Genomic DNA, 20,571 nt, shown 5'->3' with positions numbered 1-20,571 from the left:
TTGAATTGTTTGTTGAACTTCGTCATACTAAGGCCCCCTATATATACTTTTATTGTATCACTTTATGGAAAACCTCAGTTTGACTTGTCCTATTTATATGCTAGCACCAATCGAATCTCTCTAGCGGGCTCGCCACGTGCGAGCCCCTACAGACTTTGTGCTGCAAACTATAAAACAAAAAGACCTCGCACGATGGCAGAAGCTTTCGTGCGAGGTCCCTTGTATTCATGGCTGCGGGATATGTTGGGCCAAATCTTTGGTCATTTCTATGTGTTCAAAGTATTTATGGGTCTTCCACAGGAGCGCGCTGAAGGCGCTGAAGGTCAGGCGGAACCGGAAGTGTTTGAAGCTGATAGGGCCTTCAAACATGGGGACGCGGTCCAGGTCATACGGGTCGTCCCAGGGGAAGTCGCGGCCTGTTTCTACGGTGAAAGCGTAGCGGTAGCCGGCTCCCCGCGTTTCTTCCATGACCATATCGTTATATTTGCCTTCCGGGAAGGCGATGAAGTGGCACGGTTTCCCTGTCATCTTTTCGATGATGTCTTTGGAATCCTGCAGTTCGTGACGCACGCCGGCCCGGTCAAAGCTGGTCAGGGGCTTATGGCTGATGGTGTGGGACCCGAATTCCATGCCGTCGGCGGACATTTCCTTGACCTGGTCCCAGGTCAGGTAGCCCGGCGTATTCATGAGGTTGATAATCAGGAATATGGTGCCGCGCATGTGGTATTTCTTCAGGATGGGATAGGCGTTTTCATAGTTGTCGACGTAGCCGTCATCAAAGGTGATGAGGACTGGCCGGTCGGGCAGGTCGCCTTCGCCGCGCATGTAGGCATCGAACTGTTCCAGCGTAATGGAATGGTAATCGTTGTCGTGCAGATATTTCATCTGTTCGTCAAAGTTAGCCGGCTTCATGGTCAGCACGGTGTTGAATTTATTATTGACCTGATGGTAGTTCAGGACCGGGACGCCTGTCAGGTGATAGTTCGTCGACCCGAAATACCAAAAAGCAAAGATACCGATAAGGAGGACCAGGACGGTGAGAATGACGCCGATGATCCACGAGCATATTTTCTTCAACATAAGACTTCCTTTATTTTGTTACGTTTTTCAGGGTCTTGATGAAATGGTTCTCAGTCAGCCATTTTTCATCGCCTTTTTCCAGGGCTTCTTTCAGCTCTTTGATACAGATATTTTCCATATGGATCGTTTCGATGGTCGTCGTCATGTATTTTGTTTCTTCATACATGTAATCATCCAGTTCCTGCTTGACCAGGACGTCTTTCAGTTCAAAGAGCAGGTCTTCCGATTCCTGCTGGATGGCCAGCAGTTCGGTCCAGTGGTTGTATTCTTCTTCGGTCAGGACGAACTCGCCGTACATGTCCGTGACCAGCTGTTCCTGGGAACAGAGGATCTGTTTGGCATAATCGACGCCTGTAGACCGGTCATAGACATGGAGCTCACGGTTTTCTCCATTGACACTAACGCGCATGGCGTAACACCTCCGCTTGAGTTTAATCAAAGTACATACATCCTCTATTATACAGGATTTTGAGAAGACGACAAGTGTTTTTTGGCATAAAAAAAAGGCTGTCTCATCAAGACAGCCTTTTTTCTGTAGGGGCGCCACGTGGGGCGCCCGCTCCGGGAAAAGAGTCATCCAAATCCCTAACGGGTCGCCCACGGGCGACCCCTACAAGTTTTATACTATAAACTGGTTATGCTTCTACAGGGTATACGCTAACTTTGCGGTTGTATTTACCAGCGCGTTCGAAAGCAACTTTACCTGCAGCCGTAGCGAACAACGTATCATCTTTGCCGATGCCTACGTTCGTGCCCGGATGGAAGTGCGTACCACGCTGGCGAACGATGATGTTGCCGGCTTTAACGATGACGCCGTCATGGCATTTTACACCAAGGCGTTTGGATTCGCTATCACGGCCGTTACGCGTGGAGCCTGTCCCTTTTTTATGAGCGAAAAGCTGTAAGTTGAAATTGAACATTCCGTCCACCTCCTGACGTCTATGAGTCGAGTACGACGTATTCTCCATACTGCCGTACAATTTGTTCCAAACCTGCTACCATAGTCCCTAAGATAATCTGTGAGGCTTCACAGGGGTTGGGGACCTGGACGGATAAGAAGCCATCGTTTACTTCATACGGTACGTCATGCGAAGCGTACTGCATGAGACCCAACAAGGCTGTCTGCGACAATGCCGATACGGCGGCACAGACGATATCGCTGCCGGCTTCGTCATAATCGGCATGGCCTTTTATGGTAAAACCCGTGTAGCGGTCTTTCTTATCGCGATGCATCGTAATGGTAATCATTAGCCTTCAATCTTTTCGATTGTAACTTTCGTGAACGGCTGACGATGGCCCTGACGACGACGGTAGTTGGATTTTGCTTTGTATTTGAAAACGAGGACTTTCTTTTCTTTGCCCTGAGCCAATACTTTTGCAGTTACTTTAGCGCCTTCAACAACGGGAGTACCTACTTTAACATCACCGTCGTTAACGACTGCCAATACCTGGTCGAATACTACGTTGGAATCAACATCGGCATTCAGTTTTTCGACGAAAATGTTGTCGCCTTCCTGGACACGATACTGTTTTCCACCTGTTTTGATAATAGCGTACATGAGTGACACCTCCTCATCAATATACTCGCTGAATACGGCGTCCCTTACGGGAACTTGTGAGCCTCTCCACGCGGCTTATCCATAGCCACTTATGCTACGACTTCCCTAATATACCATAAACAAGGAGTGATGTCAAGTTTTTAGTGGCTAGTGGCTAGTGGTTCGTGGGGCCTGGCGGCCCCGCAGTTCGCAGGTCGCAGGCCGCCTCGGATTCAAATGCCGCTACGCGGCAACAGATTCAGAAGAACGACATCGCCTCGAGTGACCCTCGGCTCGTAGTCCGTAAACCCTCACCATTATACCAGCATGGGCTGTGATGAAATCTCCCTAGCGGGCTCGCCACGTGCGAGCCCCTACGCACAAGGCCATGGGCCGTGCATTTTTTGCGGTCCGCAGGACCGCGGCGATCTGCGACCGGCCGCCGGCGAACTGCGTTCACTTCACGATTTCGAAAAAAAAGCGCTGTCCTTATGGACAACGCTTTTTTACTACAAACTCTGAACTACAAACTTTTCTCTTAATTCCCGTTATGGTTGAAGTAGTCGGCCAGGCCTTTGACGATGCTTTCGGCAAAGTTCTGCTGCTGGGCATCGGAGTTGAGGGCTTTTTCTTCGTTCGGGTTGGAGATGAAGCCCAATTCCAGCAAGGTTGCCGGCATGTTGGTGTGCAAGAGGACGTAGAAGTTGGCCGTCTTGACGCCGCGGTCGGCGAAGTTCGTCGCCTTCATGTTCTGAAGGTGGATGTAGTTGGCCAGACCGTAGTCATACGGGGTCTTACTGTTGTAATAAGCCGTAACGCCGCCTGCTGACGGGGAATCGAAGGAATCGATGTGGATGCAGACGAAGACGTCGGCTTTGGCTGCATTGGCGATATTGCAGCGGGCCTGCAGTTCTTCGACAGCGCCATCATACGGTGCGTAGACATCGACGTCAGTCGTGCGGGTCATGATGACATTGGCACCAGCTGCACTGAGCAGGGATGCGACTTTCTTGGAAATGGCCAGAGTAATGTCCTTTTCCTTGGAATACGTTCCGACAGCGCCGGAGTCCGAACCGCCGTGGCCGGGGTCGATGGCAATGGTCTTGCCCTGGAGGCCCTTGGTCAGGCTGTAGGTCTTGCTGCTGCTATAGGCCGGGACATTGGTTGCCGGCTGCTTGGTAGACGACGGTTTCCAGCTCTGGGCTGGCTTGGTCGCCCCTTTGATACCGATATTGGTATCGCCCCAATGGCTCCACTGCTTGAGCTTGCCCGATTTATCGTTGATGTCGATGACGACACGGCTCGATACTTTACTGCCTGTTGCCCCGGGAAGGGTAAAGACTTTGACGTCATTCTTGGTGACGGCCCGCGGGACCTTGATGGTCACGTCCGTACTCGACGAGCGAGACGATAAGGTGACACGGGAAATGACGTTGCTGTTGGGCTTATAGCTCTTAGCCACATTCTTACCAATCCCTGTGTTAGGCAAAGTGACGAAAACATACTCGCCGGAGTTATCGATGTATAGCTTGGGATTGGCCTTACCGCTGACATCGAGGACGGTCCGAACAAAAGGCGTGTTGGCATCTGTTCGCGTTGCCGTCCGCACATTGGTAATTTCCGGCTTAGCCGCTGCCTGGGCCGATACCATCGGTATCAGGAAGACGAGCAGCATAAGCGGAAGGATCCACAATTTTTTCAACACAGTATCTTCTCCTTTACGATCCTAAACTGTTTCAACCTATTTATTATACAACGATTCGGGCGGAATTGGCAATCATTTTCTGTAGGGGCGACCACGTGGGGCGCCCGTTCACGCAAATCCGGTTCACAAGTATTTCACATGTACCCGGTGGGCTCGCCACGCGCGAGCCCCTACAAAACATAATATAAAAAATCGGCGATCATTTTTATCTAGTGGCTCATGGCTAGGGGTTAGCAGTTAGCGAAAAAGGAATGTTTCATGATGGCAGATACCCTCATGAAACATTCCCTATAAAACAACCTCTCAGATAAGACAACCTCTCAGACCGCCTTCGGCGGCCAGCTCTCCTATGAGGCGAGCCTTTTTTAGAACAAGAAGTTGATTTCTACGTCGGTGAATTCGTCAGGGTCAGCGGCATTGCCGTGTTTGGTCTGAGTGCCAAAGGTCTGGGCTGCCGTGAGGATGACGTTCTTGGCCAGGGTGTAGTCGATGCCGACGCCCCAGGATTTGACGTTATCCAGGACGCTGTCATCGCGCCAGGAGTTGGTCGCACCACCGAGGAGCGCGCCCTTGTCGGAGTTGATGTATTCGACCCAGGCATCCCAGGAGCCGCGGGCATCGCTGTCAGCCGAGCCATAGGTCAATTTGCCGATCCATACTTCCGGATCTTTCGTATCGCCTGCATCGAGGTAGCTGTTGTTGCTGTTGATTTTTTCATAGTTAGCCAGGGCGTTCCATTTGCCGAAGTTGAGGCTGGCATAAGCGCCCCAGAGGTCGTCAGCGCGGAAGCCGTCGCCATATTTTTCGCTGCCTTCGCCGCCAGCTACGGTGAAGTCATTGTAGTAGACGCCGACAGCCGAACCAGCTGCCCGGCCGCCGCCGAAGAAGCCTTCCAATTCGCCATAGCCTGTCTTGACACCGTCCATCGTAAGGTTACCATCGTCATCATAGGTACCTGCAATGTCACCGGCTTTGAATTTACCATAACCAGCCGTAGCTGCGAAGTGGTCGTTGGTGTATTTCAATTCAGCCCGGTCGAAGACGTCGCCATACTGGAAGCCGTAGGCGTTTTCACCGCCCAGGACGTACGTATCGGTACGGCCGACGCTGAGGTTCCAATGGTCGCCGCCGAAGTTGTAGTCGACTTTGGCATCGTCCGTGAAGATGTTGCCGTTATCGCTGGCAGCGCCGTTATCGGCGAAGTTGATGTCATCCGTGCTGATGCCGTAGGTTACGGTCGTGCGGTCATTGACCTTGGCATTGGCCCGGACGCGGACGCGGTAATCCCAGGAAGAATCATTCTTATACCCTGCTCCAGTCTGCCCATTCGATTCACCAGCGCTCTGGTGCTGGAAACGGATACGGGCATCACCGCTGAGTTTTACGTTGCCCACGCGGTTTTCCAGGGCACTGACGCGGACGCCGAGGTTGTTCAGTTCGTCAGCATATTCATCAGCCAATTTGTTGATGAGGGCGCGCTGTTCAACGGACGCTTTGTCCATGTGAGCCATGGCTTTGGCGACCATTTCAGCGGCTTCGTAACGTGTGATGTTGCGTTCGCCCTGGAAATAAGAGCCGTCTACGCCCTGGATGATGCCGGCGTCAGCGAGTTCGACGACGGATTTATAAGCCCAGCTGTCACTCGGTACGTCGACGAAGGGGTTGGCTGCAAAAGCGCAGGCTGCGCCGACAGCCATCATAGCGGCTAAGGATGTAACGATTTTCTTTTTCATCAATATGACCTTCTTTCTCTGTGTGAAAGCCTGGAAGCATGACACGATGAAGGCGTCCCCCTATCCGCTGCGGTCGAGTGTGCCTAGTTTCCTCTCGCATTACATAAAGGTTTTGCCCACATTGTCCCATTTATCACATGGCTTGTTCCAATGAGTACATAGTCATTATACATTTTATGATATTAATTGTCAATATCTTGTTTGGGAGCAAAAAAAGGACCTGTCTTTTATACGACAGGTCCTTTTCTGTAGGGGCGCCACGTGGGGCGCCCACTATGAAATATGTAGATTTCCTGACTAGTTTGCTAAAAAAACATCCAAATCCCTAACGGGTCGCCCACGTGGCGACCCCTACGCAGGCTTTTACTAAGAAATTCAACCTCTCCGGCCCTTTGGGCCACCCCTCCTATTAATAGGGCATGCGGGATTCCCACAACGGGCCGCCCTTTGGGACGGCCCCTACAAAGGCGCCCTTTAGGCCGCCTATTCTTCTGTTGTCGGGGGTTTATACTTCGGCGACATGGGGTTGGTCTGGGGCGTGAGGTTCTTCATGCGGCCCAGCTGGTCGCTCTTGTCGGAGAAGTAGGTGTGCAAGGTGAATTCGGCCATTTCCGACAGCGGTTCGTCGAGGAAGGCTTCGTAAAGTTCTTCGATTTCCGGGTTCTGCCAGCTGGCTTTGACGTCCGTTTCTTCGTCGCTCTTATAAATCGATGCCGTCCGGGCTTCCTGGACTTTCTTGACCTGCGGCAGTTTGACTTTCGGCTGGCCGCCGCCGCCGATGCAGCCACCGGGGCAGGCCATGACTTCGATGAAGGAATAATCTTCAAAGGAGTCGTTCTTGATGAGGTCGTCGATGAAGGCGCGGGCGTTGCCCAGGCCGCTGATGGCAGCGACGTGAAGGACAAAGTGGCCGAAGATGACCGTTGCCTTCTTGACGCCCTGCAGGCCGCGGACCGGTTCAAAGGGGATGAAGTCCTTCGGTGCCGGACGACCCGTGAACATGTGGTAAGCCGTGCGGATAGCCGCTTCCATGACGCCGCCGGAGTTGCCGAAGATACGGCCGCCGCCGGAAGCTTCGCCAAAGGCCTTGTCGAACTGGCCGTCTTCGAGGTTGGCGAAATCGATGTTTTCGTCCTGGATCCACTGAGCCAGTTCACGCGTCGTAATGCAGATATCCGTATCGCGGATTTCCGGTTCATCCCAGAAGAGGCCGGCTGCGCTCAGTTCAGGACGGCGGATTTCCGCTTTCTTGGCCGTGCACGGCGTGACGCAGACATTGACGATCTTCTTGGGGTCGATGTTCTTCTGCTGGGCGAAATAGGTCTTGATGACCGGGCTGAGGATGCTGATAGGACTCTTGGTCGACGACAGATGCTGGAGCAGGTCGGGGTAGAAGGTTTCGGCAAATTCGACCCAGGCCGGGCAGCAGCTGGTGAACTGCGGGATAGGAATTTCTTCGGACTGCAGGCGGTGCAGGAGTTCCGTCGCTTCTTCCATGATGGTCAGGTCGGCGCCGAAATCGGTATCGAAGACATAGTCCGCACCGAGCGTACGCAGGGCAGCGACCATCTTCCCTTCGACAAAGGTACCGGGGTCCATGCCGAAGGCTTCGCCCAGGCCGACGCGGACAGCCGGAGCGGTCTGGAAGATGACGATCTTTTCAGGGTCTTTCAAGGCTGCCTTGACCTTGTCGACATCGTTGACTTCGACGATGGCACCAAAGGGGCAGGCAGACGAACACTGGCCGCAGTGAACGCAGATGGGCATGTCGCCTGTACTGGACAGGGAATAGTAGTCCAACACAGTCTGTGTGTCGGCACAAGCCCGGCGACATAAGGTGCAGTTCTTACACTTCGTCACATCAAATTGAACGGCACAGTTGTGTTCATCAATGGGAACACGACGGTCAATTTTTTCAAAACGGGAATGAAATTCAGGCATATGCAGATACTCCTTTTCGGTCAGAAATTCAGTAAGTTTGAAAATCAGTAACTATGTAACATTTTATCACAAACTTCATTACCTATAGGATAATACAAAGTGGCATGGATTTCCATTACTTTTGTGTAATTCATCTGCCTATTTTTCCATAATTTCTATGCTTTTTTGTAATATTTAAGAAAAATCGCCGTAATCTATGATTTTAAGTCTTCTAACTCACACCATCTTTCGGTCAGCGTATCGACTTTATCCTGCGTTTCCTTCTGCTCGGCCAGCAGGGATTCGACTTCTTCGTAATTGCTCCCGGCGGCGGCAATAGCCGCATTGAGGCCTTTGAGCATGGCTTCGTAGCGCGGCAGTTCTTCCGTGATGCGCCGCAATTCTTCTTCCTGCCGCGACGTCAGGCCGGCTTTTGCTTTGGTAGGCGTAATATTCGTTTTGGTAATAGAAGGTGAAACGGGCTTTTCGCTTTTCTTTTCTTGGTGATGGCTGTATTTTTCTTCCAAGTATTCACTATAGTCACCGTAAAAGCGGTCCCATGTCCCCTTTTCTAATGTGAAAAGTTTATCAACCACCCGGTCCAGGAAGTAGCGGTCATGGGATACGACGAGGACGACGCCCTGGAAGGTATCGAGGTAGCGTTCGAGGACGGTCAGGGTCGGGATGTCCAGGTCGTTCGTCGGTTCATCCAGGAGGAGGACGTTGGGCTGGTCCATGAGCAGGCGCAGCAGGTACAGACGCCGCCGTTCGCCGCCGCTCAGCTTGGCAATGTAGGTATACTGCATTTCTTCAGTGAACAGGAACTGGTCCAGCAGGCGCGTCGCCGAAATGCGCTGGCCGAACTGGTTGGTCACGAAATGGCCGTGTTCCTGGACGTAGTCGATGACCCGCATGCCTTCGTCGAACTGGGGCAGCTGCTGGGTAAAGAAGCCGAAGCGCACGGTCTGCCCGATAGTGACCGTCCCTTCCGTCGGCGCCAGCTGGCCGGCCAGGACTTTGAGCAGTGTCGACTTGCCGACGCCGTTCTCGCCGATGATGCCGATGCGGTCGTGCTTGACGACGTGATAGGTCACGTGCTGGAACAAGGGATGGGCCGGGTCGTAGCCGAAGGCCATGTCGTCGATGTCGATGATGGTCTTACCCAGGCGGACGGACGTATCGAACATTTCCACTTCGCCGATGGGTTTGCCCGCTTCGATGGCGCAGAGCTGTTCATACCGTTCCTTACGGGCTTTCTGCTTCGTCGACCGGGCCTGGGCGCCGCGCTGGATCCAGGCCTTTTCACGGCGGATGAGGTTGCGCCGCTTGGCTTCGCTCGCTTCTTCCCGTTCGAGCCGGGCCTGGCGCTGTTCCAGGTACTGGCCGTAATTGCCAGTATAAGTATAGACATGCCCCCGGTCGAGTTCGATCATGGAATCGGCAACGCAGTCCAGGAAATAGCGGTCATGCGTACTGAGCAGGATGGCGGCCTTGCTGTCGCGCAGGTATTCTTCGAGCCACATGATGGTCTTGTCGTCGAGATGGTTCGTCGGTTCGTCCATGATGAGCAGGTCGCAGGGCATGATCAGGGCCCGGGCCAGTCCCAGGCGCTTGCGCTGGCCGCCGGACAATTCGTCGACGGACTGGGAAAAATTGGAAATGCCCAACTTACTGAGAATGATCTTGGCATGGGCTTCCAGTTCCCACGCCTGCTGTTCGTCCATTTCGGCACTGAGGGCGACGACGGCTGCATCGTCATCGCGCTGGACCGCTTCTTCATAGCGCTGGAGGAGCTTCATGACCGGCAGGTCGCCGTCGAGGACGCTTTCCAAGACCGTATGGCCCGGCACGAACTGCGGTTCCTGCGGCAGGTAATGGATGCGCGCCTTGGGATTGCGCCAGATCGTGCCGCTGTCGGTGTCGGTCAGGCCGGCAATGATTTTCAGGAGCGTCGTCTTGCCGGCGCCGTTAAGGCCGATGAGGCCCAGTTTCTGGCCGCCGTCGATGGCAAAGGTCACGTCGTCGAAGAGGACGCGCAGGCCATAGGATTTCTTTACATTTTCTACTGTCAATATATTCATTATATGCTTCATCACTTTCTTGGTGTATTTTCTTTTACCCTAGCACATCCACCGGGAATATGCAAGACAGTCCCCTCTTGCCAGGTCCCGCAAGGGGTGTACAATAAAAGTATAGCTTATTTTACCAAAAGGATGTGATGGATTGTGAAAGAAGTCAAAGAAAAGAAGAAACCGATTTTATTCTATTATATCGTCGCTTTGGCTGTCATTTTCATGTTCAACGCCATCGCCCGGCCTTATTATGATTCGAAGAGTGTCAAACAGGTCGATTACGGGACGTTCATGAACATGACGGAAGACGAAAAGATCGCCGACGTCCAAATCGAAGAGAACCAGATTCTCTTCAAGGACAAGGACGGCAACGAATACCGCACAGGCGTCGTCAACGACCCGCAGCTGACGGAACGACTGCACAAGGCCAATGTCTCCTTCAATGAAGTCATCCAGGAAAAGGATTCGCCCTTTACGGACTTCCTCATCGCCTGGATCCTGCCGATCCTGATTTTCTTCGGCATCGGCTACTATTTCAACCGCAAGCTCATGAACCGCGGCGGCGGCAATTCGCTCATGTTCGGCGCCAAGAACCAGGTCAAGGTCTACGTCCCGTCGGCCAACGGCATCCATTTCGATGACGTCGCCGGTGAAGACGAAGCCAAGGAAAACCTGTCGGAAATCGTCGATTTTCTCCATCATCCTGATAAATACGCCAAAATCGGGGCCAAGATGCCCAAAGGCGTCCTCCTCGTCGGCCCGCCGGGCACAGGCAAGACCATGCTGGCCAAGGCCGTCGCCGGTGAAGCCGGTGTGCCCTTCTTCCCCATTGCCGAGTCGGAATTCGTCGAAATGTTCGTCGGCATGGGCGCTTCCAAGGTCCGCGACCTCTTCCAGCAGGCCAAGCAGAAGGCGCCGTGCATCATCTTCATCGACGAAATCGACGCCATCGGCCAGAAACGCACGGGCAATGCCATGGGCAACAGCGAACGGGAACAGACGCTGAACCAGCTGCTGACGGAAATGGACGGTTTCAACGCCGATGACAACGTCGTCATCCTGGCCGCGACGAACCGGCCGGAATCGCTGGACCCGGCCCTGCTGCGGCCAGGCCGTTTCGACCGCCGCGTCCCTGTCGAACTGCCGGACCTGGCTGGCCGTGAAGCCATCCTCAAGGCCCACGCCAAGAAAGTCGCCCTCGGCGACGACGTCGACTTCCACACTATCGCCCGCATGGCCGCCGGGGCTTCCGGCGCCGAACTGGCCAATATCGTCAATGAAGCGGCCCTGCGCGCCGTCCGCGACCACCGCGACGCCGTCAGCCAGGCCGACCTGGAAAAAAGCATCGAAGTCGTCATCGCCGGTTACCAGAAGAAGAACGCCATCTTGTCGGATGACGAAAAGAAGACCGTCGCCTACCACGAAATCGGCCACGCCCTGGTCGCTGCCCTCCAGAGCCATTCGGCACCGGTCCAGAAAATCACCATCATCCCCCGCACGTCAGGCGCCCTGGGCTACACCATGCAGGTCGACCAGCAGGATAAATACATCCTGTCCCGGGAAGAACTGGAAAACAAGATTGCCACCCTCACCGGCGGCCGGGCTGCGGAAGAAGTCGTCTTCAACCAGGTCACGACAGGCGCTTCCAACGACATCGAACAAGTGACCAAGCTGGCCCGGGCCATGATCACCCGTTACGGCATGACCGACGAATTCGACATGGTCGCCATGGAAACAGTCACCAATAAATACCTCGGCGGCGATACGTCCCTGGCCTGCGCGCCGGAAACGCAGAAATACATCGACGCCAAAGTCGTCTCTGTCGTCAAGGAACAACACGCCAAGGCCAAGAAAATCCTCGAAGACCATCGCCCGGCCCTGGATGCCCTGGCCAAATACCTCTACGAAAAAGAAACGATTACCGGCAAAGAATTCATGGATATCCTGAGAGCGCAGACCGCAGGTCGTGACTAGTGGCTAGTGGTTCGCGGCTCGTGGTTCGTGGCTCGTAGGGGCGCCACGTGGGGCGCCCGCCATGAATAGTGGCGAATACGTGGCTAGCGGCTGACTCCCCTTTGGGACGGCCCCCACGAACGGCTAACACTTCACTATATACAAGGTTTGGCAAATGTGCTAAAATTAGTTGTTATGTTGGTAAAAATTTTATAGAGTTAAGGGGTTATCATGGCAAACAAGTTTATCTCCGGCACATTGATCCTGACCTTGTCGGGCTTTGTCGTCAAAGCCATTGGCAGTATCAACTGGATCATCTTGTCCCGTATTCTCGGCGGTGAAGGCATCGGCATCTATCAGATGGCTTTCCCGATTTACCTGCTGGCACTCGATATTTCCAGTGCCGGGCTGCCGATTGCAATTTCCATCATTACAGCTGAAAAAGTAGCCAAACAGGACTATTTCGGCGCCCAGCGTATTTTCCACGTGTCCTTGTCCATGCTCTGTACGACGGCACTTTTTTTGAGTATCCTCATGTTCTTTGGTTCCAGCTTCCTCATCGATGAACACATCATCCGCGAAAGCCGGGCCTATTATTCGCTCATCGCCCTGGCACCGGCCATCTTCTTCACGACGATCATCGCCGGCTACCGCGGCTATCTGCAGGGCTGGCAGCAAATGACGCCGACAGCTATTTCCCAGATCGTTGAACAGCTGGTCCGCGTCGTCGTCATGCTCGGCTTCGCCGCGCTCCTCCTGCCGTACGGCCTCGATTATGCCGCCGGCGGTGCCAGTCTCGGCGCCGGCGCCGGTGGGTTTGCAGCCTGGCTGGTCCTGGTCTATTACTATTATAAGTTGAAGCGGACCCTCCCCGTCGACGGGCCGACATTCGAGCAGGAAAGCATCAAGCACATCCTCAAGCGCCTGGTCATCCTGGCTATCCCCATTTCCCTGTCGAGCATCATGCTCCCCGTCGTATCCAACCTGGACCTGCTCATCGTACCGCGGCGGCTGGAAGTAGCCGGTTATTCGACCCATCAGGCCACGGAGCTGTTCGGTTACCTGACGGGCATGTCCGTACCGCTCATCAATCTGGCAACGATCCTGACGGCAGCCATGGCCATGAGCCTGGTGCCGGCCATCAGCCACAGTTTCACCTTGAAGGAATACGATGAAATCCGCGAACGGACGGCGACGTCCATGCGCATCTCCTTCCTGGTCACCATTCCCTTCAGCGTCATCCTCTACGTCATGGCCGAACCGATTGTCACCTTCATCTACAACGCGCCGGCCGCTACGGATGCCACGCGGGCCGTGGCCATCGCCATCTGCTTCTTGGGCCTGCACCAGATTTCGACGGCTATCCTTCAGGGCCTGAAGAAACCGAAGATCCCGGTCATCAACATGGCTGTCGCCTGTGTCGCCAAGGTCCTGTGCAACTGGTTCTTAGTCGCCATCCCGACCCTGGGCATCACCGGGGCTTCCTATGCGACAGTGGCCGACATCGGCGTCGCTGCCGTCCTCAACATGTTCTTCATTTACCGTAAAATCGGTTACGTCATCGACATCAAAGTCGTCATGAAAAACATCGTCTCTGCCGCCATCATGGGCGTGGCCATGTATTTCATGTACGCCTTCCTCTTCCCTTACCTGGGACTCTTCCTGGACCTCTTCCTGACCTGCATCGTCGGGTCGGCCATCTACATCGGCTGCATGGTCCTCAACGGCGGTGTCACCAAAGAAGACGCAGCCAAAATGCCCCTTATCGGACGATTTTTCTAGAAAAAACGCGCTGTCTTTGCGACAGCGCGTTTTTTTAGCAGGTTTTAAATTTATTTTATACTGTAGGGGTCGCCACGTGGGCGACCCGTTAGGGCTTTGGAGATTTGCGTGAGCGGGCGCCCCACGTGGGCGACCCTACAAATAAATATCAGTCCTTTCGATATTTCGCTACGAAGCGGGCCATGCGTTTCAGGGCTTCCTGGATGGTGTCCATGCTGGCGGCGTAGGAGATGCGGACGAAGCCTTCGCCCTGGTCGCCAAAGGCCGTGCCCGGGACGACGGCGACTTTTTCTTCCTGAACCAGTTTTTCGCAGAATTCTGCCGACGTCATGCCCGTGCAGCGGATGTCCGGGAAGATGTAGAAGGCGCCTTTCGGTTCAAAGACGGGCAGCCCCATGTCGCACAGGCCCTTGTAGATGACCTTGCGGCGGCGGTCGTATTCCTGACGCATGGCTTCGACGTCGTCGTCACATTCCTTGAGGGCCGTAATGCCGCCGACCTGGGCCGTCGTATTGGCACACATGATGGCGTACTGATGGAGCTTCAAAATCGGTGCCAGGCCTTCCCGCGGTGCGCAGACGTAGCCCAGACGCATACCCGTCATGGCATAGGCCTTGGAAAAGCCGTTGAAGATGACCGTCCGTTCACGCATGCCCGGCAATTTGGCGAAGGACGTGAACTTGGCATCGCCGTACATGAGTTCACAGTAGATTTCATCGGACAAGACGATAAGGTCGTGTTCTTCGGCAAATTTGGCAATAGGCATCAATTCTTCTGCCGACATGACTGTCCCCGTCGGGTTGTTCGGATAGCCGATGACAATGGCTTTCGTCTTCGGCGTAATGACCTTTTCCAAAGCTTCGACAGTCAGTTTGAAATCGTGTTCCGGATAGGTCGGCACGAAGACCGGCGTCCCGCCAGCCAGTTCGACAGACGCCGGATAGGCAACGTAAGCCGGGTCGGGGATGATGACTTCATCGCCCGGTTCGGTAATGGCCAGGAGGGCCATGGCCAGGCCTTCGGAAACGCCGACAGTGACCAGGATTTCATCTTTAGGGTCATAATGGACACCATAGCGTTGTTCAAAATGATGGCTAATGGCTTCACGGAGCTCCATCATGCCTGAATTCCCGGTATAACTCGTTTCCTTGGCATCGAGGCTGGCTTTCATGGCTGCCAGTACCTTGTCCGGTGCGGCAAAGTCCGGTTCGCCGATACTCAGGGACAAGACCCCTTTGACCTGGGCTGCAATATCGAAGAACTTGCGGATACCCGAGGGTTTGATTGCCTTAACGTTGGCCGCCGTTTTATCATTCCAATTCATAATAACACACCGCCTTTTTATGATTGTTTTTGCATTTATATATGCGTATATCTTATATACAGTATACCACTTGCAACAAAATCATGGAAGAGGAAAAAAGGGCTTGTCGCACAACGACAAGCCCTTTTTTCTTGTAGGGGCGCCCACGTGGGGCGCCCGTTCACGCAAAAGCTGGTTTACAAGTATCCTACATATACCTGCGGGCTCGCCACGTGCGAGCCCCTACAGATAATGATAACGTTTTTTCGCCCCTCTACAGCGGTCCGTTTCAGCCTGACAGATGACTCTGGCGGGCCGCCCTTTGGGCGTCCCCTACGAACGGCTGGCGGCGAACTGCCTATCCCTACGGTTTATCGAATAGGTATTCTTCGCGGCCGACGACTTTGCCGTTCTTCATGTAGACGCGGGGGACGCGGCGCGAGATGTTGCACATGATTTCGTAGTTGATAGTGCCACAGACTGCGGCGATTTCTTCGATGGGGATGAAGCTGTCGCCCTGACGGCCGAAGAGGACGACTTCGTCACCGGCGTGGACGTTGGCTTCGCCGCTGACGTCGATCATGCACTGGTCCATGCAGATGGCGCCGACCTGGGGGACGCGGTGCCCATGGTAGAGGACGTCGACTTTCCCCGACAGGATGCGCGAATAACCATCGGCATAGCCGACGGGCAGGGTCGCGATTTTCCGGCGCGACGGAGCCTTATAATGGCGGCCATAGCTGACGGTCGCACCGGCGTCGATGAGTTTGACATGGGCGATGCAGCAGCGCAGGGACATGACGGGCCGCAGGTCATAAGGCTTGATGTCGATTTCCGGCGACGGTTCACAGCCGTACATGATGATGCCCGGCCGGACCATGTCGCAGTAGTATTCGGGCAGTTCCAGGACGGCCGCACTGTTGCAGCAATGGCGCAGGGCGATGTGGATGCCTTCTTCTTCCATGCGCTTGCACATCCAGCGGAAATGGCCGTACTGTTCGCGCGTGAACGTCTTGTCTTTCATGTCGGAAACGGCAAAATGGGTGAACATGCCGCGGATTTCGATATTCGGCAGGGCTGCGATGGTCTTGATTTCAGAGACGCTGAATTCATTGACCTGGAAGCCGACGCGGCTCATGCCCGTATCGACGGCGATATGGACGCGCAGTGTCTTGCCCAGGCGCCGGGCTTCCTGGGAGAAGAATTCGGCGTTCTTCAAGTTGAAGACAGCCGGTTCGATGTCATACGTCAGGAGTTCTTCTGTCCGCCGGGCGTCGGTATGGCCGAGGATGAAGATTTCGTTGTCGATATGCGCATAGCGGCGGAGCTCGACGGCTTCGTCCAGGCTGGACACGGCAAAGCAGTCGGCGCCGTTTTCGGCAAAGGTCTTGGCCAGTTCGACACTGCCGTGGCCGTAGGCATTGGCCTTGACGACGGCGGCGATTTTGACATCCGGCCCGACGTGCTTGCGTATCTGGCGCATATTATGAGCCGCTGCGTCGAGGTTGATCTGGGCCCAGACGGCACGGCGTGTAAAATTCATGGTACTTTCATATGCATTCATCATTATCTCGCCTTCCCATTTGGAATGTTACTATATTTCATAATCATAGCACAGCCCTTATAGGCCGTCAATCAATCGGCACAGGCCGTCCATGACATTTTCTTCCCAAATATAATTGCGGCTGAAGCGGCCGGCACTGCGCGGGTCGTCATCTTCGGCCAGGGCCTCGCCATTCATGACGTAGGCAAAGCCGCTGCCCGTCCCGGGCCGGACGAAGAGGCCCGACAAGAGGCCAAAGGCCTGGCCCGTGTGACCCCATAAATCGACGGCCTTCGTGCGGCAGCAGCGGGCCGGCCCCGTGCCGTCGACGAAGAATTCGCTCAGGCCATAGGTGAGCAGGGTCTGGCCGCACGTATCGCCATTGTGGCCGTCATAGACCCATTGAGGGCTGAACATGGCCTGCAGCGACGACGGCGCCAGGACCTGCCGGTCCTGATAGCGGCCGCCCTGAATCATCATGGCCAGGACGTGGCCCAGTTCCTCCAGAGACAGGCGCAGGCCGCCTTGCGGTGAAAAGATCGTCGCATTGGTCCCAGGCCGGTACGCTGCCAGGTCGTAAGACTGGCAGACGTCCTGGGCATAGGGATTCTGCAAGGCCAGGGTTTCGCGCTCCGGCTGGACGCCGCCAAAATCGTCGATAGTCCCCTGCCAGGGGCCCTGTTCATCCCAGCGGCCCTGACTATCCCGTTTGAGATAGACCGTCCCCAATTTGGCGAATTCAGCCGCTTCCAGATTGCCCGGCACATAGTCGGCTCGGCAGTCCAGGGCGGCCAGGATATGCGCTTTCTGATACCTATCGAAGCGCTGGCCCGTCACGGCTTCGATGACCGTCCCCAAGAGGCCGTAATTGAGGTTACAATAAGTAAAATAAACACCCGGTGCCTGCCCGGCCGGTGCGAAATGGGCGCCGTCTTCCCAATAGGGGCTGCCTGGCGTAAAGAAGGCCTGGACACGGACCGACGGCGGAATGCTGTAGACCCTGCCGTCGCGCAGGCCCGACGTATGCGAAGCCAGCATACGAAGCGTAATGGGCACGTCGGGATAAGACGGATGGCGCAGGCGAAAGCCCAGGTACTGGCTGACATCGTCGTCCAGGGACAGCTTCCCCGCTTCGGCGAGCTCCATGAGGGTAAAGACCGTGAACATCTTGGAGACAGACGCCATGCGGAAACGGCTGTCCGCCGTCATCGGCCAGGACCGCTCCCCGTCCACGCGGCGGACGCCGGCGGCAAAACGGTAGACCTCGTGCCCATCGGCATAGGCCAGGACGGCCAGACCGGGCACGCCGGTCCCCGTGTCGCCAATAAGAGAGGCGAAATAAGCATCCCAGTCAGTTCGATTCATAATGGCTCCTTTCAGGTGTGGAAAAGGCGCTGTCTATGAAGACAGCGCCTTTTAGGGGTTAGTGGTCAGTGGTTAGCAGTTAGTGCGTAGGGGCCGTCCTAAAGCCTTTCCAGCCCGTCAGGTGCCGACCAACAGAAGGCACAAGACGGTTGCTGGAACGGACAGCAGAGGCTGGGCGGCCCGGCTCTCCTGTTAGGAGAGCTGTCAGCACAGCTGACTGAGAGGTCAACCTCTCCGGCCCTCCGGGCCACCTCCCCTATTAGGGGCGGCTTTCACGAAACACGAACTACAAACTTTTCTTATCCCTTATAATTTTCCGGATAGATGGTGATATCGTAGTGGTTCTTGTCCCATTCGTGGGTAATCTGATGCTTGTACGGCGACAGGGCGTTGATGAGGACTTCATAAGCCTTGGTGCCCTGATAGATGCCGTCGTCGGAGATGTCGACTTTATAGCCATTTTCATGGGAATAGATGCCGCTGGCATGGTAGCCGCTTTCCGCACCGCCGGTGATGACGAAGGAAATGCCAGCCTGACGGGCTTCGGTATTCAGCCGGTCCAGGAAGGCGATGGTCGAGCTCTGGAAGTGGGCCGTATCGGTCGTCCAGTTGCTGTCCCACGGCGTATCCATACCTTCCGTGCTGCTCCATTTGCGCAGGTTGCTCTTGCCGAAATCACGGCGGTATGCGTAGGCATCGGCAATAGCTGCATCATAGGAGTCGTGCTGATACTGGTATTGGTATTGGTCTTCATATTTCTGACGGTTCCAGGCCGTAACCGGTGTCGCCATGTGCTGCGATTCAGCATAATGGTACTTGACCGTATCCGGCGTAATCGTACCGGGATTATCAATATTGGCAAAAGCCGAGGCCGGAATCAGGGCATGGACGCGATCCCGAAGGCGGTCACCGATTTTGTCAGAATTATTCGTTATGGTAGTGTTCGTTTTCTTCTTGGCTTTGTCTTGTTCCTGGACCTGTGCCATAACGGCAACGGCCGGAGATACCGTTTCCGATTCCTTGACCTGTGCTGCCGAAGCAGTGACAGTTCCCATAAGACAGCAAAGAAACAGGATTGCGATGATAGACTTCTTCATTGAATTCCCCCTTAAAATACTGAAATTATGTGTATGACATTCGGTTATTTTCACGAACAGCGTTTCAATTATAACATATTCAGGGGAATTTAAAAAGTCCTGTTACGAACCCAGGAGCTGACGCTGTTCCATTTCCTGGGCTGCCGCCTCATCCTGGTCGGCCTTCTTCGTGTCGCCTAATTTGCGCCAGACCTGGCTGCGCAGCTTGTAGCCATCTTCATAGGGCTTGACTGCCAAAGCCTGTGTCAAATACTGTACGGCCCGCGGATAATCGCCCTGGTCCATGGCCAGCTGGCCCAGGCTGTCGTAGACGGCCAATTTATCGCTGTCATCCGTGGCCAGGCGGACCGATTGGTCATAGTCTTTTTTAGCCAAATCGAAGCGCTTCAAATGGCGGTAACATTCGCCGCGGTTATTGTAATCCATAGCCGTTTCCTTCAAAGCCAGGGCTTTCGTCAAGTCGGCAATGGCCAACTCGTCCTGGCCCATCTGGGCGTAGACCAGGCCTCGTTCGGAATAGACCCGGCTGTCGTCGGGATGGCGTTGCGCCGCTTCATTGAGCAGGGCCAGGGCCTGGTCATATAGTCCGGCTTCTTCGGCGACGGAACCGGCCAGGAAGTAATCGCCGCGGTGCATGAATTCATACATGACGCCGATACGGCGGCTCAGGTCGGCCATTTTCTTGTCGCCCTTCTTATCATAGATCAGGCTTTCGAGGATATAGTTCTGAGGAAAGGCCGGAGCCAGCTTTTCCCCCTGTTTGACGTCATCCAGGGCCTTGTCATACGATTCGATGGCCGTATAGGCCCGGGCCCGGTTGAAATACATCAGTCCCTGCAAAGGATCGCCCTTCTGGCTCAAGGCCAGGGCCTTCGTATAGTCGTTGACGGCCAGCGGGTATTCTTTGCGCTGTTCGTAAATGGCGCCGCGGTTGAAATAATGGAAGGCCGTGCCCGGTTCCAGGGAAATGGCTTTATCGCAATCGGCCAGGGCTTCGTCATTCCGTCCGAGGATGCTGTAAATCGTGCTGCGGCGGTCGTAAGCATCGGCATCATCGGGATGTTCTGCAATCTGGCCGTTGACGATCTGAAGGGCTTTCTCATAATCCTTGGCGCGGACAGCCTGCAAGAGTTCACTTTCCCCGTGGGTCTGCAAAGCAAGGGCCCCTTGACCATCGCCTTTCGCCAGGATCACATCGTCCGCCAGGGACAGGCAGGGAACGGCCAAAAAGCAGGAAACCAGCCCGGCTAATATGCACTGTTTCAATCGGTTCATAAGAATCCCCCTATCTCTCGAATTTTGCTTTACCTTATAAAATTCGACATAGCCCTGCCAAATTCCTGCCAAAAGACAAAAAGTAATATGGTATACAGCAGTTTACAACTTTTTGAACAAATAAATATCGCGTAACCACACTTTGAAGTATAATGAATCTGCTAAAACACATCATCTCAAAGGAGTTACGCGATGAATTCATTAT

The 20,571-nt window shown here is 54.6% G+C and carries 16 protein-coding genes; 2 read left to right on the top strand and 14 right to left on the bottom strand.

Annotation, left to right across the window (positions count from 1 at the left end):
* Positions 1-225: 225 nt before the first annotated feature.
* The 9 genes from ACFCTO_RS11570 to ACFCTO_RS11530 form a co-directional block, all read right to left on the bottom strand.
* Positions 226-1,080 (bottom strand): polysaccharide deacetylase family protein, encoded by an 855-nt coding sequence (locus tag ACFCTO_RS11570; protein ID WP_020311209.1) that lies wholly within the window; start codon positions 1,078-1,080, stop codon positions 226-228.
* 10 nt (positions 1,081-1,090) lie between these two features.
* Entirely contained in the window at positions 1,091-1,489 is a 399-nt protein-coding gene (locus ACFCTO_RS11565) for a hypothetical protein (protein ID WP_020311208.1), read from the bottom strand.
* 226 nt (positions 1,490-1,715) lie between these two features.
* The gene (gene rpmA / locus ACFCTO_RS11560) at positions 1,716-2,000 is read right to left on the bottom strand and encodes a 50S ribosomal protein L27 (protein WP_020311207.1); all 285 of its coding nucleotides are present in this window, start codon (positions 1,998-2,000) and stop codon (positions 1,716-1,718) included.
* Positions 2,001-2,019: 19 nt separating this feature from the next.
* Positions 2,020-2,328 carry a ribosomal-processing cysteine protease Prp gene (locus ACFCTO_RS11555; protein WP_303149918.1) on the bottom strand — a complete coding sequence of 103 codons (309 nt, stop codon included), beginning with the start codon at positions 2,326-2,328 and terminating at the stop codon, positions 2,020-2,022.
* Entirely contained in the window at positions 2,328-2,639 is a 312-nt protein-coding gene (gene rplU, locus ACFCTO_RS11550; RefSeq protein ID WP_020311205.1) for a 50S ribosomal protein L21, read from the bottom strand. The genes ACFCTO_RS11555 and rplU overlap by 1 nt, the downstream gene beginning before the upstream one ends.
* Positions 2,640-3,156: 517 nt before the next feature.
* Positions 3,157-4,323 carry an N-acetylmuramoyl-L-alanine amidase family protein gene (locus tag ACFCTO_RS11545; protein WP_292300857.1) on the bottom strand — a complete coding sequence of 389 codons (1,167 nt, stop codon included), beginning with the start codon at positions 4,321-4,323 and terminating at the stop codon, positions 3,157-3,159.
* A 365-nt stretch (positions 4,324-4,688) separates the two neighbouring features.
* Entirely contained in the window at positions 4,689-6,056 is a 1,368-nt protein-coding gene (locus ACFCTO_RS11540) for an S-layer homology domain-containing protein (RefSeq protein ID WP_292300855.1), read from the bottom strand.
* Between the two features lie 483 nt (positions 6,057-6,539).
* Positions 6,540-7,997, bottom strand: coding sequence for a [FeFe] hydrogenase, group A (locus tag ACFCTO_RS11535; protein WP_292282330.1), 1,458 nt, complete (start codon positions 7,995-7,997; stop codon positions 6,540-6,542).
* 194 nt (positions 7,998-8,191) lie between these two features.
* A complete protein-coding gene (locus ACFCTO_RS11530; protein WP_292261784.1) occupies positions 8,192-10,057 on the bottom strand; it encodes an ABC-F family ATP-binding cassette domain-containing protein in 1,866 nt (621 codons plus the stop codon).
* A gap of 144 nt (positions 10,058-10,201) precedes the next feature.
* Between ACFCTO_RS11530 and ftsH the strand changes: the two genes are divergently transcribed.
* Both ftsH and ACFCTO_RS11520 read left to right on the top strand, forming a co-directional pair.
* The gene (gene ftsH / locus ACFCTO_RS11525) at positions 10,202-12,022 is read left to right on the top strand and encodes an ATP-dependent zinc metalloprotease FtsH (RefSeq protein WP_499876929.1); all 1,821 of its coding nucleotides are present in this window, start codon (positions 10,202-10,204) and stop codon (positions 12,020-12,022) included.
* Positions 12,023-12,232: 210 nt separating this feature from the next.
* Positions 12,233-13,783 (top strand): putative polysaccharide biosynthesis protein, encoded by a 1,551-nt coding sequence (locus ACFCTO_RS11520; protein ID WP_292261292.1) that lies wholly within the window; start codon positions 12,233-12,235, stop codon positions 13,781-13,783.
* A 148-nt stretch (positions 13,784-13,931) separates the two neighbouring features.
* On the opposite strand, the gene ACFCTO_RS11515 is transcribed toward ACFCTO_RS11520, so the two are convergent.
* The 5 genes from ACFCTO_RS11515 to ACFCTO_RS11495 form a co-directional block, all read right to left on the bottom strand.
* The gene (locus ACFCTO_RS11515) at positions 13,932-15,107 is read right to left on the bottom strand and encodes a pyridoxal phosphate-dependent aminotransferase (protein ID WP_294024288.1); all 1,176 of its coding nucleotides are present in this window, start codon (positions 15,105-15,107) and stop codon (positions 13,932-13,934) included.
* Positions 15,108-15,450: 343 nt separating this feature from the next.
* Positions 15,451-16,653, bottom strand: a complete 1,203-nt coding sequence (gene alr, locus ACFCTO_RS11510) for an alanine racemase (RefSeq protein WP_481325570.1) — start codon at positions 16,651-16,653, stop codon at positions 15,451-15,453.
* Positions 16,654-16,707: 54 nt separating this feature from the next.
* On the bottom strand, positions 16,708-17,994 hold the full coding sequence (locus tag ACFCTO_RS11505; protein WP_292300586.1) for a serine hydrolase domain-containing protein: 1,287 nt from the start codon (positions 17,992-17,994) through the stop codon (positions 16,708-16,710).
* Positions 17,995-18,293: 299 nt separating this feature from the next.
* Complete coding sequence (locus tag ACFCTO_RS11500) at positions 18,294-19,091, bottom strand: alginate biosynthesis protein AlgP (protein WP_292300584.1); 798 nt, start codon at positions 19,089-19,091, stop codon at positions 18,294-18,296.
* Positions 19,092-19,193: 102 nt separating this feature from the next.
* Positions 19,194-20,366: a tetratricopeptide repeat protein gene (locus ACFCTO_RS11495; RefSeq protein WP_292300582.1), complete on the bottom strand. Its 1,173-nt coding sequence runs from the start codon at positions 20,364-20,366 to the stop codon at positions 19,194-19,196.
* Positions 20,367-20,571 lie beyond the last annotated feature (205 nt).

The sequence above is a fragment of the Megasphaera indica genome (assembly GCF_046614755.1).
Classification (GTDB): domain Bacteria; phylum Bacillota; class Negativicutes; order Veillonellales; family Megasphaeraceae; genus Megasphaera; species Megasphaera intestinihominis.
Note: the sequence above shows the minus strand (reverse complement) of the source record. Positions and strands in the feature narration are given on the sequence as shown.